Origin of the sequence: Streptomyces sp. NPDC051018, assembly GCF_044456085.1 — a bacterium.
Lineage (GTDB): Bacteria > Actinomycetota > Actinomycetes > Streptomycetales > Streptomycetaceae > Streptomyces.
The window spans coordinates 58,519-72,466 of the sequence record NZ_JBITFN010000020.1 but is presented as its reverse complement, the minus strand read 5'-3'; the positions used below and the strand labels follow the sequence as shown (position 1 = coordinate 72,466).

The window sequence follows — 13,948 nt, the reverse complement described above, 5'->3', positions numbered from 1 at the left end:
CGTCGGCTGATGGCCGACGCCCCGCCTACGGAGGTCACTCTTCGGGATCAGTTGCGCCGGATACCGCATCCGGCGTTCTGCCCGATGTCAGACCTCGGTGTCAGCTGCAACCGCTGGTCGACCCACAGCCCTCGCAGATGTAGCAGGATCCGGCCCGCTGCATCTTCGTACCGCAGGAGAAGCACAGCGGAGCATCCGCGCTGATGCCCAGCTGCATCTCGACCAGCTCGGCCGACGTGTGCGCCTGCTTGGGGGCGGGAACCGCAGCCGGCGGAGGACCGGCCGCCGGGATCTCCTGCTGACGCGGTGCCGACTGGGCGAGTCCCTCGACATCCACCTCGGCATCGTCCAACGACTGCTCGTACGAACCGGTCTCCAGGTGACGCTGGCGCTCCTCGGCCGAGTGGATACCGAGGGCGGAGCGGGTCTCGAAGGGCAGGAAGTCCAGGGCCAGCCGGCGGAAGATGTAGTCGACGATCGACTGCGCCATCCGCACATCCGGGTCGTCGGTCATTCCGGCCGGCTCGAAGCGCATGTTGGTGAACTTGGAGACGTACGTCTCCAGCGGCACGCCGTACTGGAGGCCGACCGAGACCGCGATCGAGAACGCGTCCATCATGCCCGCGAGGGTGGAGCCCTGCTTGGACATCTTCAGGAAGACCTCGCCGAGACCGTCGTCCGGGTAGGAGTTGGCGGTCATATAGCCCTCGGCGCCGCCCACCGTGAAGGAGGTGGTGATGCCGGGACGGCCCTTCGGGAGACGCTTGCGGACGGGTCGGTACTCGACGACCTTCTCGACCGCGGCCCGGATGGTGTCCTCGGCCTTCTCGGTGATCTCCGCCTTCTCCTTCTCCTTGGTCTTTGCGGAGAGGGGCTGGCCGACCTTGCAGTTGTCCCGGTAGATCGCGAGCGCCTTGATGCCCATCTTCCAGGCTTCAAAGTAGATCTCCTCCACCTCTTCGACGGTCGCCGACTCCGGCATGTTGACCGTCTTGGAGAGTGCGCCGGAGATCCACGGCTGGATGGCGGCCATCATGCGGACGTGGCCCATGGCGGAGATGGAGCGCTCGCCCATGGCGCAGTCGAAGACCTCGTAGTGCTCGGTCTTCAGCCCGGGCGCGTCGATCACATTGCCGTGCTCGGCGATATGGGCGACGATCGCCTCGATCTGCTCGGGCTGGTAGCCGAGACGGCGCAGGGCCTGCGGAACCGTGCCGTTGACGATCTGCATCGAGCCGCCGCCGACCAGCTTCTTGAACTTGACCAGGGCGAGATCCGGCTCCAGGCCGGTGGTGTCGCAGGACATCGCGAGACCGATCGTTCCGGTCGGCGCGATAACGGACGCCTGCGCATTGCGGAAACCGTTCTTCTCACCAAGGCGCAACACATCCTGCCAGGCTTCCGTGGCGGCGGCCCAGATCGGGGTGTCCAGGTCGTCGACGCGGGCGGCGGCGGCATTGGCGTCGGAGTGCTGCTTCATGACGCGGTTGTGGGGGGAGGCGTTGCGTGCGTATCCGTCGTAGGGACCGACGACCGCGGCCAGCTCGGCGGAGCGCTTGTACGACCTGCCGGTCATCAGCGAGGTGATGGCACCGGCCAGGGCCCGGCCGCCGTCGCTGTCGTACGCGTGACCCGTGGCCATCAGCAGGGCGCCGAGGTTGGCATAGCCGATGCCCAGCTGACGGAAGGCGCGGGTGTTCTCGCCGATCTTCTGGGTCGGGAAGTCCGCGAAGCAGATGGAGATGTCCATCGCGGTGATGACCAGCTCGACGACCTGGGCGAAGCGCTCGACGTCGAAGGACTGGTGGCCCTCGCCGTCGTCCTTGAGGAACTTCATCAGGTTCAGCGAGGCGAGGTTGCAGGACGTGTTGTCCAGGTGCATGTACTCGCTGCACGGGTTCGAGCCGTTGATCCGCCCGGACTCGGGGCAGGTGTGCCAGTGGTTGATGGTGTCGTCGTACTGGATGCCGGGGTCGGCGCAGGCCCAGGCGGCCTCGGCCATCTTGCGGAAGAGGGCCTTGGCGTCGACCTCCTCGATCACATCGCCGGTCATCCGGGCCCGCAGCCCGAACTTCGAGCCCGACTCCACGGCCTTCATGAACTCGTCGTTCACACGGACCGAGTTATTGGCGTTCTGGTACTGGACGGACGTGATGTCGTCACCGCCCAGGTCCATGTCGAAGCCCGCGTCCCGCAGCGCGCGGATCTTCTCCTCTTCCTTCACCTTGGTCTCGATGAAGCCCTCGATGTCGGGGTGGTCGACGTCGAGGATCACCATCTTGGCCGCACGGCGCGTGGCACCACCGGACTTGATCGTTCCTGCGGAGGCGTCGGCACCGCGCATGAAGGAAACCGGGCCGGAGGCGTTGCCACCGGAGGAGAGCAGTTCCTTGGAGGACCGGATCCGGGAGAGGTTCAGGCCGGCTCCGGAGCCGCCCTTGAAGATCATGCCTTCTTCCTTGTACCAGTCGAGGATGGACTCCATGGAGTCGTCGACGGACAGGATGAAACAGGCGGAGACCTGCTGCGGCTGAGGCGTGCCGACGTTGAACCACACCGGCGAGTTGAAGCTGAAGATCTGGTGCAGGAGGGCGTACGCCAGCTCGTGCTCGAAGATCTCGGCGTCCGCCGGCGAGGCGAAGTACTTGTAGTCCTCCCCTGCCTTCCGGTACGTCTTCACGATCCGGTCGATCAGCTGCTTGAGACCGGTCTCGCGCTGAGGCGTGCCGACGGCCCCCCGGAAGTACTTACTGGTGACGATGTTGACCGCGTTCACCGACCAGAAGTCGGGAAACTCGACGCCACGCTGCTCGAAGTTGACCGAGCCGTCGCGCCAGTTGGTCATGACGACGTCACGGCGCTCCCAGGCCACCTCGTCGTACGGATGCACGCCGGGTGTGGTGTGGATGCGCTCGATACGCAGGCCCTTGCTCGCCTTGGCTCCCTTGGCGCGGGACCCCCGTGCCGGACCGCTCGTCGTCTCTGTCATGCCGCCTCCCATATACGGGCAAAAACGCCCTGAAGTGCCCAGATCTTCCCGTGGCACGATCTCTGTGTAATGCCGCGAACGCCCCACAGCGTCCGTGACAGATGTGGTTGCCGCCCGACTGCCGACCGGAGATCCGGCCGGGCGGGCCCGCACCGCCCCTTCGGGGTCGCTCAGTCGGCGGCGGCGGCGGGAACGGGGACCTCATGGGCCCCGCGGGTCCCGCTCTCTGCGGGCAGCCGTGGTTCGCGGAGCTCCGCGATGGCCGCCTCGAAGTCCTCGAGCGAGTCGAATGCCCGATATACGGACGCGAAGCGCAGGTAGGCGACGAGGTCGAGTTCCTGCAGAGGGCCGAGTATGGCCAGACCCACGTCGTGGGTGGTCAGCTCGGCGCTGCCGGTGGCGCGCACCGCCTCCTCGACCCGCTGGCCGAGCTGGGCGAGGGCGTCCTCGGTGACCGGCCGCCCCTGGCATGCCTTGCGGACGCCGGAGATGACCTTGGTACGGCTGAAGGGCTCGGTCACACCGCTGCGCTTGATCACCATCAGCGAGGCGGTTTCCACCGTCGTGAAGCGACGGGCGCAGTCGGGACACTGCCGACGGCGCCTGATCGACGTTCCGTCGTCGGTGGTGCGACTGTCGACGACGCGGCTGTCGGGGTGCCTGCAGAAGGGGCAGTGCATGGTTCCCAACCCTCCCTCAGGACACGACTGAATAGCCCCAACATGACTGTCGGAGCCCTCCGAAGCAGCCCCCAGCATAGGCGATGACCACGATCTCGGAAGACCGGGACCACAACTTCTGGGCGGCGCACACAATCCAACCACTAGATCTGGGGTTTGCGCGCGCTTTCGCCCGTGAAGCGTGTCGCGGCGCCCCTCCCCGGATCGCAGACGGCGCACGGGCGGTGACGCCATGACACCGAGGGCCCGGAACGGGTACCTGACGATCGTGCCCCACCGCGCCCACGGCGGGTCAACCATGCCAGGACGGAACGGTCACACAGGGCAAAAACGCGCGGCTCCTCGGATTCTCGGGCTCCGGATGCGAGACTGGATCACGGACAGGATCACACCGCCCGGAAGCCGTCGGCTCCCACACGGCCTTGATCCCGGTCGCTCCGCATCTCGGTGCGCGCGATCATCCGGGCACCGCCCCCGGGGAGGATCACCCGGCGACGACGGTCGGTCCGTGCACCTGCCCCGCAGTTCACCGTGCCGTGGGACCCTCACCGCATACACCCAAACGCATGTCCGCGTAAGACAATCCTCGATTTTTCACTCGAACGTGTGTTTGGCGCAACCTTTCGAAACCAACTACCGTTGTCCAGCCAGGGAGACCATTCGAGAGGGGCCGACGTGACCACCACCGCAGACAGTGCCATCATCACTGCCCAGGACCGCTCCCAGAACCGATTCGAGCCGGGGCACGCCATGAAAGACGCAGCCACGACCCCCGAAGGGGCCGAGCCTTCCCGGCCCACACGGTCGCTGCCCGGCCGGCCCCCAGGCATCCGGGCCGACAGCACCGGGCTCACGGATCGGCAGCGGCGCGTCATCGAGGTGATCCGTGACTCCGTGCAGCGCCGGGGTTACCCGCCGTCGATGCGCGAGATCGGCCAGGCCGTAGGCCTGTCCAGCACCTCCTCGGTAGCCCACCAGCTGATGGCGCTCGAGCGCAAGGGCTTCCTGCGCCGCGATCCCCACCGGCCCCGGGCGTACGAGGTGCGCGGCTCCGACCAGCCCAGCACCCAGCCGACCGACACCACCGGCAAGCCCGCGGCCTCCTACGTCCCGCTGGTCGGCCGGATCGCGGCGGGCGGCCCGATCCTCGCCGAGGAGTCGGTCGAGGACGTCTTCCCCCTCCCCCGGCAGCTGGTCGGCGACGGAGAACTGTTCGTACTGAAGGTCGTGGGCGATTCGATGATCGAGGCCGCGATCTGCGACGGCGACTGGGTGACGGTGCGCCGCCAGCCCGTCGCGGAGAACGGCGACATCGTGGCCGCCATGCTGGACGGCGAGGCCACGGTCAAGCGCTTCAAGCGTGAGAACGGGCATGTGTGGCTGCTTCCCCACAATGCTTCCTACCAGCCGATCCCCGGCGATGAGGCGACCATCCTGGGCAAGGTCGTCGCGGTGCTCCGGCGGGTGTGACCCACCCCGTCGGCCCTGGCCGGCCCCGGGACCCACTGCGCCGGTCCCGGGGCCCTGTCGGTCCACCTGCTCCTACGGGGCCACCTGCTCCGACGGGGCGGGCCGACACCCGGCACAGCCGTCCCCCGAGAGCCTCCCGGCTCGCCCGCAGACGGCCGACACCGATCGACGCCACCGGTCCGCAGCAGCGGACGGCCCTCTGCCCGCCGTCCGCTCTGCCCTCCTCCCTACCGCCCGCTACTTGCCGTCCGCCTTGGCTGCGGCGTCGATCGCGGCCAGTGAACGGCGCGCCTGGTTACGGTCCGTCGTGTACCAGAAGTCGGGCAGCGAGGCCCGCAGATAGCTGCCGTAACGAGCGTTGGCCAGCCTCGGGTCGAGGACGGCGACCACCCCCCGGTCGCCAGTGGCGCGCACCAGTCGCCCCGCGCCCTGGGCCATCAGCAGAGCCGCATGCGTCGCTGCGACCGCCATAAAGCCATTGCCCCCGGCCTCCTCCACCGCCTTCTGCCGGGCGCTCATCAGCGGATCGTCGGGCCTCGGGAACGGAATCCGGTCCATCACCACCAGCTGACAGCTGGGGCCGGGCACATCCACGCCCTGCCACAGGGAGAGCGTCCCGAAGAGACAGGTCTCCGGGTCTGCGGCAAAGGCCTTGATCAGCTCGCCCAGCGTCTCCTCACCCTGGAGCAGAATGGGGTTCTCAAGCCTCCCCCGCAGTTCCTCGGCAGCGGCCTGAGCAGCCCTCATGGAGGAGAACAGCCCGAGCGTACGGCCGCCGGACGCCTCCACCAGCTCGGCCAGCTCGTCCATCATGTCGCCCCGGGACCCTTCCCGGCCGGGAGTCGCCAGATGGCGGGCGACATACAGAATCCCCTGCTTCGGATAGTCGAACGGGGAACCGACGTCGAGCCCCTTCCACTGGGGAACGTCCTCGCCCTCGGTCCCCTCCGGGGACAGGCCCAGCGAAGCGCCGACACCGTTGAAGTCCCCGCCGAGCTTGAGCGTGGCGGACGTCAGCACCACCGACCGGTCGGTGAACAGCTTCTCGCGCAGCAGCCCCGAGACGGTCATCGGGGCCACCCTCAGCGAGGCGCCGAAGCGGTCGTGGCGCTCGTACCAGACCACGTCGTACTCGGACCCCTGGGTGATGCGTTCCGTCACGTCGTGGATGTTCTCGACGGAGGCCAGCGCCTGCTTGCGTACGGCGTCCTCGTCCTGGACGGACTTGTCGCGGGTGGAGCCGAGGGCCGAGATGACCGTACGGGAGGCGTCCCGCAGGGCCAGGAGGGCATAGCCGAGATCCTCGGGGATCTCCTCCAGCCGGCCGGGCAGCGCCAGCTCCATGACCCGCTCGAATGTCTCGGCGGCGGTCTGCAGGGAATCGGCCGCCTTCTCGTTGACGAGCTTGGCGGCCCGGCGCACCGCGCGGTTGACCTGGCCCGGCGTGAGTTCGCCCGTGGCGGCGCCGGTGACCCGGGAGACCAGCTCATGGGCCTCGTCGATGACCAGGACCTCGTGCGGCGGGAGCACGGGGGCGCCCTCGATCGCGTCGATGGCGAGCAGTGCGTGGTTGGTGACGACGACGTCGGAGAGCTTGGCTCGCTCCCTGGCCATCTCGGCGAAGCACTCCGCCCCGTACTGGCACTTGCTCGCGCCGAGGCACTCACGGGACGAGACGGAGACCTGGGCCCATGCGCGGTCGGAGACGCCCGGCGTCAGCGCGTCCCGGTCCCCCGTCTCCGTCTCGTCGGCCCAGTCCCGCATCCGCAGCAGATCCTGGCCGAGCTTGCTGGTCGGCGCCGCCGCCTCGAACGGGTCGAAGAGCCCGTCCTCCTCTTCCTGGGGAACACCCTCGTGCAACCGGTGGAGGCAGAGATAGTTGGACCGGCCCTTGAGCATGGCGAACTCCGGACGCCGGCGCAGCAGCGGATGCAGCGACTCGACCGTCCGCGGCAGGTCGCGCTCGACCAGCTGGCGCTGGAGCGCCAGGGTCGCCGTCGCGATGACGACGCGCTCTCCGTGCGCGAGCGCAGGCACGAGATAGCCGAGGGACTTTCCAGTGCCCGTGCCGGCCTGGACGAGCAGATGCGATCCGTCGTCGACCGCCTCGGCCACTGCTTCGGCCATGCTGACCTGACCTGGCCGTTCCACCCCGCCGACGGCGGTGACGGCGGCATGGAGAAGTTCGGGGAGGGTTGGCTTCGTCATAGGCCGACAACCCTACGGCTCGGCACTGACAATCCGATCCGATCCCGCCAGATCCCTTCACGCCAGCGGGTTGCGTACGGTCCCGTGGACAGCCGCGTGGGGGCGCCGGGGCCGGTCATGGTAACCGTCCGGACGCAGTCGGTTACGGTTCAGACACAGCCGTTCGATGCGAGGAGCAAGCAGGTCGAATGTCTCATAACGGTCCTTGAGTTCCGGAAAGTGTGCCTGGTACCGGAGGATTTCAGCCCGTACGAGCGACCAGAACACCACCTCCCGTACGCCCAGCTGCTCCTCGCACAGCGGTGCCAGATAGCGGAACACCCCGATGAACAGCCCGGAGTGGATGAACTGTGTCAGGAAGGAAGGTTCCTCCGTGAGAAGCACCGCCCGCACATCGTCGGGCATGGTTCCGTGCTCGGGCAGCGGACGGGCGCTGATGTTGACGTCGTCGACGAAGTCCTTGATCGCGAGGCGCACGGGCACGTCGTTGTCGTCGCAGACGACGATGGTGTTCTCGCCGTGCGGGGAGAAGACCGTGCCGTAGCGGTAGAGGAAGTGCAGCAGGGGCCGGAGGACAGCGGCCAGCAGGTGTCGGAGCCAGATATCGGGTGCCAGACCGGAGCGGCTGACCAGCTCGGCCGTGAAGGCGCGGCCCCCGGGATCGGTGCCCAGCAGCGCCGCGAGGGTCCGGGCCCGTTCGCCGGGGGCGAGACGGGGCTCCAGCGGCTCGCGCCAGATCGCGCCGAGGAGTTCCCGGTACTGGTACGGCACCTCGGGAAGGCGGCCGTACAGCGGGTGGTCGACGGTGATCGACGCGACCTCCCCGAGGAGGATCACTCCGCAGTCGTCACGCAGGAAGGGATCCTTGTCGCGCAGGCCCTGCAGCCACGCGGTGACGGCGGGGGCGGCAAGGGTGCGTTCGGTGGGGAGACCGCGCCAGACCAGGGTGTTGAGGATGGAGAGCGGCAGCTTGACGGTGTGCCGGTCGGGGCGGTCCAGATTGAGGAACGTCCGGATGGACTGCTGCGGCAGGCGCAGATCCCCGTCGGTGGGCAGGGGGACGATGTCGTCGCGGGCGACAGCGGGCGCGAACAGGGGAAGCAGCACCTCGTCCCACTGCCAGGGGTGTACGGGCAGCAGGAGAAAACCGTCGGGGTCGAGCCCTTTGGAGCGCAGAAACTCGGAGAAGCAGGCGTGTACGGGGGCGCTCAGTTCTCGGGCGTAGAGGTCGGCGGCGGTGGCGAGGGCGGGGGTCCCGCGGTAGACGGCGAGGCCGGAGCGGACCGCGAGCCAGGGGAGCGCGACCGGCGTACGGGCCTCGGGCGCCCAGGTGGCCGTGTCGGTGGCGGAGAAGCCGATACGTCCCTTGTTCAGTACGAGCCAGGGGTGGCCCGTCTGGTGGCCCTCGAGTTCCGCGTAGCCGAGGTCGGCGAGTTCCGCGGCGGTCAGGGCGGTGTGCTCGAGACCGGTGTCGGCGACAAGGGTGACGGTCAGTTCCCTGAGCAGATGGCCGAGGGTGGTGCCGTCGAGGCCGAGGAGCCGGCGGGCGCGGACGACGAAATCCAGGGGATCGGCGTACGGGCGGCCGTCGCGGCTGACCGAGTCGGGGACGACCCGCCAGCCGCCGTACGCGCCACGGCGCGCGAGGAAGGCCAGGGGGGCCTCTGCGTCGTCGAGTTCGAGGGTGTAGCGATGGGTGGCGGCTCGGCTGTTCGTACCCGGGTCGGTCCGATCGGCAGGGGCCGTGCCGCCTGGCTGGACCCGAACGGGTTCGATGATCTCCTCGTACGCGAACTCACTCAGGATCTTGGCGAGGAGGCGGCCCGCCACCCGGTCCCAGATCCGGGCGTTCAGGCCGGGCGGCGTGTACAGAGCCGGGACGTGATGCTCGTCGGAGTCGTGAGGGGGCGGGGATTTCGGCACGGGGACTCCTTGAGTGGAACCGATGCGGGGCGAGCGGTGTATGTAAGGCAGCGGGTCGTTCACAGCACGTTCCGGAGCGTGCGGTCACGGACCATGAGAGCGACTCGTCTGCCGGGCAGGTCCAGTTCTGCGGAGTAGCGGTATCCGCCGCTCAGGAAGGCGGCGATGGAGGGGGTGTTGCGCAGGTCCGGTTCCGCGATCACGCGTGTGCAGCGCGGGCGCTTGTCGAGTACCAGATCGGCGACGGCTCCGAGCAGGGAGGAGCCGATGCCGCGGCCACGGTCGGCGACGCCGCCGATCAGGAGGTGAATGCCTGTGTCATGAGGACGAGCGGGGTAGTGGCGTGCCAGGGGATCGAGATCGGCGCGGTAGATCTCGAAGTACCCGAGCGGGATGCCGTCGAGCAGACCCAGACAGGGGACACTGCGGCCGTCGCCGTCGAGCTGGGCGCGCAGATGGGCGGCGGTGACGGAGTCGGGACCTGCCAGTTCCCAGAAGGCGGCCACGGCCGGGTCGTTCATCCAGCGGCTGATCAGGGTCAGGTCACGGTCGAGACGGACGGGGACGAGTTGGAAGGCTCCCGCCGCGGTGGAGGTGGATCCCCATCGGGCGATGTCGTCCAGCAGCGGGCCGCGGGCGGAGTCACCGCTGGAGGTAGGGGAGCCGGGTGGCTCGGTGTCGCGGAACCGGACGAGGAAGTCCTCCGGGAGCCGTAGCTCCAGGGTGTCCTCGGACTCCGGGGAGAAGACGTCACCGTGGTCCGCGGTGTGCACGGGGGCGGAGCCCTGGACGTGCCGCGGGGCGGAACCTCTTTCGGTGCCGAAACTCACATCGGTGGGAGGCATGTACCGCTCTCCTCTCTCGCGGATCGGCGGGTGGTGGCTCGCACCTGGAGTGACGGGCTTGCAACACCACGGGCCGCAGCAAGCGGACGGAAGGGGATGAAGGAGATGGACAGGACATGGCAGGGGACGGGGAGACCGTTCAGGAGTGGAAGGGGTTGGCGATGGTGACGTAGACGGACTGGGTGTCGACAGGGCCGACGAGTTCATCGAGGCCGTGCAGACGGGTCATAAGGTTCGCCTTGCAGCGCAGGGTGGGTGCTTCCAGGAGCAGGGCGGGAAGTGGGGAGCCGAGGCCTGCCGCCGACGTGAGGAACCGTCGGCAGGCGGCGATGAGGACGCGCTCATCGGCGAGGCGCTGTGCTCCGAAAGCTCCGATCAGACCGAGCACGTTGTTGATGCCGAGGTAGTAGGCGAACCGCTCGTCGGTGACCTCGTCGGAGACGAAAGTATCGCTGAGTGAGCCGATACCGGGAAGGCGGTGTTGGAGTTCGGCACGACGGGACTCCCGGAAGTAGTAGCCCTGGTTGTCGCGGTAGCGGCCACCGGTGGGCCAGCCGTCGGGGTCGAGGAGTACCAGCGTGTTCTGTTGGTGTGCTTCGAGGGCGACGCCCGCGATGGCGTCCAGCCGCAGCACCGGGCGGACGACCTGGTCCAGGTAGCGCAGGAACCACTCGGCGGCGACAGCTCCGGTCGGTCGGCCCGTGCGCGCGGCCAGGTGCGTGACGATGTCGGCGAGCCGCGAGTGCACCGTGTTACGGCCGGGCCAGGGCCGGAGCGATGTCAGCCCCGCGATGCAGACGGCGTCGTCCCGGGAGCCGAAGGGATTGTGGCGCAGGACCACGTCGAGTCCGGTCACCGGCTCGGGGGCGCCCGGGGATGCACCGGAGACCTTCCCGTTGCCGGTGGGGTGGTCGACGGCGAGCCAGGCGGGGTCTCGGACGATGTCGAAGCCGGGGTGGGCCGCGCGCCACTGCCCCGCGAGTCCGGTCCGCAGCAGCCGGTGGACCTCGACCCCGCGATGGAGTTCCTTGCGGAGGTTTTCACGACGGGAGTTGGTGATGCGTACACCGAGAGAGAGCTTGAGCATGGCGGGTGCGCCGGGGCGGTGGACGGTCCGGACGGAGGATGTGGGATACCAGGGGTCGCCGTACGGACCGAGGTCGTGGAGGAGCCCGGCGTCGATCAGGGACGCGACGGCGGGCCGGTGCATCAGCTCACGGGCCTGCCAGGGGTGCAGAGGCAGGGGGACGGTGTGCTCGGGCAACGGAAGGTCCCCGAGCAGCCGGGTGGTGAGCTGCTCGGCGCTCAGGAGACGGCCCTGTTCGGTCCAGGCCGACTCGGTGGCCAGGACGGACCGGTCGACCGCCATCCAGTGCAGAGGAAAGGAGCCGTACAACTCGGGGGCGTAGCGACGGGCCTCGGTCTCGGAGAGCCCTTCGCGACTCTTGGGCGTGGGATGCAGGGGGTGGCCGAGCAGCAGGGACTGCTCGGCGGTGAGAAAGAGGTCAGCCTCGGGCGAGGGTCCGGGACGGGCACGGCGCTCGGCGACAAAGGCGGTTGTATGGCGCACGGAGTCGGCGACCCGGCCGACGAGGTCGGTTCCCGTGCTCTGTCCGGCCTCCCGGCTGATGAGGGCCGCGAGTGTTACGGCGTCGACGGCGGGTGCGTCGCGCAGCGCTTCTTCCAGTACGGGCGCGCCGAAGCGGTGCCAGCCCCCGGGTGACCAGTAGCGGACGGGGACGAGCAGCGCCGTGCCGCTGCTGTGGAGCGGGATGCGGAGGGTCGGCCCATAGGGCCGGTCGATGTCCTTCTCCCGCACCCAGCAGCGGAGCAGGTTCTCGACGGCTGCCGCGTCTGCGGCCCGGTGGGGGTCCGGATGGTCGAGGAGTTCCCCTGCCGGGGCTTCCGGGCCCGGAGTCGCCGGGTGCGAACGCTGTTCGCCTTGGGTCCCCGTGTGCTGGCGCGGCACCGTCGGCACCCCGGCCGTGTCGGGGCCGTGGGTTCTGCCCTGGCCTCGGAGGTGGGCCGCCGGGCCGTGGGTCCCGGTGGCCGGGGACGTGTCGGGTGCGGGGGTGGGGGTGGCGTTCACGGAGGGCTTCCTTGTTCTGTGCGGACGACGGGTGCCGGCTGCCGGCTCCGCGGCTTCGGTCCTGCCGGACGTATCGGAGGGGTGGCCGGGTAACGGGTGCGCCGGATGCGCCCGGACTCCCGACGAGGGCCCGGTGGCAGGGGGCCGGTCAGCGCTCCGGCCGAGTGGAGCGTTCGGCCGCGGCCAGGGCTTCGGCGAAGCGGCCGAGGACGGACCCGGTCTGTTCATCGGTGAGCGTGAGAGGAGGAGGGAGCCGTACGACAGCGGAGTGGCGTCCGCCGGGTTCGACGATCAGCCCGCGGTCCAGGCACTCCTGCCGGAGCGCTGAGGCCAACTGGGGCGAGGGCGGTGCATCAGCGTGTCCGCCGGTTCGGCGTACAGGCCGACGAGTTCGACGCCGAGCATGAGGCCGCGTCCTCGTACATCGCCGACGACGGGGTGTGCCGCGGCAAGCGCCCGCGGTTGGCCCAGCACCCTCGCGCCGAGGGCGGCGGCGTGTGTGGCGAGCCCCTGCGTACGTACGAAGGCGAGGGTGGCGGCGCCGACCGCCACGGGGGCCCGGTTCCCGCGGAAGGTGCCGCCGTGGGCACCGGGCCGCCGGGCGTCGGGCTCGGACCAGTAGACGATCACCGCGAGGGGAAGGGAGCCGCCGATCGTTTTGGACAGCACCATCACATCGGGCACGATCCCGCTCTGCTCCACGGCCCAGAAGGTGCCGGTGCGCCCGACCCCCGTCTGTACCTCGTCTGCGATCAGGGGGATCGCTCGGCCGGCGGTGGTCCGACGTATCCGGCGCCGCCAGGTGCCGGGGGCCGGGAAGACACCGCCCTCCCCCCTGCACCGGTTCGAGAATCATCCCGGCCGGCGCGGGGACCCCGCTCTTCGGATCGTCCAGGGGGTTCTCGATCCGGCGGGCACCCAGTTCGGCACCGCGCTCGCCGCCCACACCGGACGGACAGCGGTAGTCCTGCGGCAACGGCAGCCGGGTCACACGGACATCGGTGGCGCCGCCGGAGGCGCCGAGGGCGCCCACGGTCATGCCGTGGTACGCGCCGGTGAAGGCGAGCAGCCCACCGCGCCCGGTCGCCGTACGGACAGGCTTGAGCGCGGCTTCGACGGCGCCCGTGCCCGCCGGTCCGCAGAACTGGATCCGCGCGTCTCGGGCGAATGCCGGGGGCAGGGTGGCGTAAAGCTCGGTCGTGAAGGCGTCCTTCTCGGGGGTGGCCAGGTCCAGGACTTGCCGAGGCCCCCCGGAGTCGACGACCCTGCTGCTCGCCTCCGGTACCACCGGGTGGTTGTGCCCGAGGGCGAGTGTCCCCGCACCGGAGAGGCAGTCCGGATAACGCCGTCCGTCCGCGCCCTCGATCGTAAGGCCCTTCGCGCGTACGGGAACGATGGGCAGCGAACGGGCGTAGGTCCGGGCGGCGGACTCGCGTGGCAGGATCCCCTCGTGCGGGGACGGCGGCGCGGGCGCAGGTTCGGTCACGGCCACGGCTGTTGGACCTCCAGCGGTAACTGTTGCGCTGTCACAGGTGCGTCGCACATCGGTACGGCGTCCCCACGCCGCCGTCCGAGGCCGCACGCTGTCTCTGCGACTCCCGTATCCCCGTATCTACCAACGACGGTGGACGCCGTGGATCACGGGCGGGGAAAAGATCGTTCGCGGTGGTGGAACCGTGGAGCCACGGAACCGACGAGCGCCTGTGAGCCGTCCCCATCAGCACCGGAACCATGGGGGGCCTCG

Annotated in this window: 7 protein-coding genes and 1 pseudogene; 1 reads left to right on the top strand and 7 read right to left on the bottom strand. The window is 69.4% G+C overall.

All coding sequences use genetic code 11. The features are described 5' to 3' along the window. Positions 1–100 precede the first annotated feature (100 nt). Both ACIBCM_RS28190 and nrdR read right to left on the bottom strand, forming a co-directional pair. On the bottom strand, positions 101–2,989 hold the full coding sequence (locus tag ACIBCM_RS28190) for a vitamin B12-dependent ribonucleotide reductase (RefSeq protein ID WP_399247970.1): 2,889 nt from the start codon (positions 2,987–2,989) through the stop codon (positions 101–103). Between the two features lie 170 nt (positions 2,990–3,159). Continuing rightward, the gene (nrdR, locus tag ACIBCM_RS28185; protein ID WP_399247968.1) at positions 3,160–3,669 is read right to left on the bottom strand and encodes a transcriptional regulator NrdR; all 510 of its coding nucleotides are present in this window, start codon (positions 3,667–3,669) and stop codon (positions 3,160–3,162) included. Positions 3,670–4,344: 675 nt separating this feature from the next. On the opposite strand from nrdR, the gene lexA reads away from it, so the two are divergent. Beyond that, a complete protein-coding gene (gene lexA / locus ACIBCM_RS28180; protein ID WP_399247965.1) occupies positions 4,345–5,139 on the top strand; it encodes a transcriptional repressor LexA in 795 nt (264 codons plus the stop codon). Between the two features lie 237 nt (positions 5,140–5,376). Here lexA and ACIBCM_RS28175 read toward each other — a convergent pair whose 3' ends face one another. The 5 genes and pseudogenes from ACIBCM_RS28175 to ACIBCM_RS28155 form a co-directional block, all read right to left on the bottom strand. Continuing rightward, complete coding sequence (locus tag ACIBCM_RS28175; protein ID WP_399247963.1) at positions 5,377–7,347, bottom strand: ATP-dependent DNA helicase; 1,971 nt, start codon at positions 7,345–7,347, stop codon at positions 5,377–5,379. A gap of 57 nt (positions 7,348–7,404) precedes the next feature. Then, a complete protein-coding gene (locus tag ACIBCM_RS28170; protein ID WP_399247961.1) occupies positions 7,405–9,270 on the bottom strand; it encodes an IucA/IucC family protein in 1,866 nt (621 codons plus the stop codon). A 59-nt stretch (positions 9,271–9,329) separates the two neighbouring features. Then, the gene (locus tag ACIBCM_RS28165; protein ID WP_399247959.1) at positions 9,330–10,115 is read right to left on the bottom strand and encodes a GNAT family N-acetyltransferase; all 786 of its coding nucleotides are present in this window, start codon (positions 10,113–10,115) and stop codon (positions 9,330–9,332) included. Positions 10,116–10,254: 139 nt separating this feature from the next. Continuing rightward, the gene (locus ACIBCM_RS28160; RefSeq protein WP_399247956.1) at positions 10,255–12,204 is read right to left on the bottom strand and encodes an IucA/IucC family protein; all 1,950 of its coding nucleotides are present in this window, start codon (positions 12,202–12,204) and stop codon (positions 10,255–10,257) included. Between the two features lie 148 nt (positions 12,205–12,352). Further along, positions 12,353–13,696 (bottom strand): annotated as a pseudogene (locus tag ACIBCM_RS28155) (aminotransferase class III-fold pyridoxal phosphate-dependent enzyme). Between the last annotated feature and the right edge of the window lie 252 nt (positions 13,697–13,948).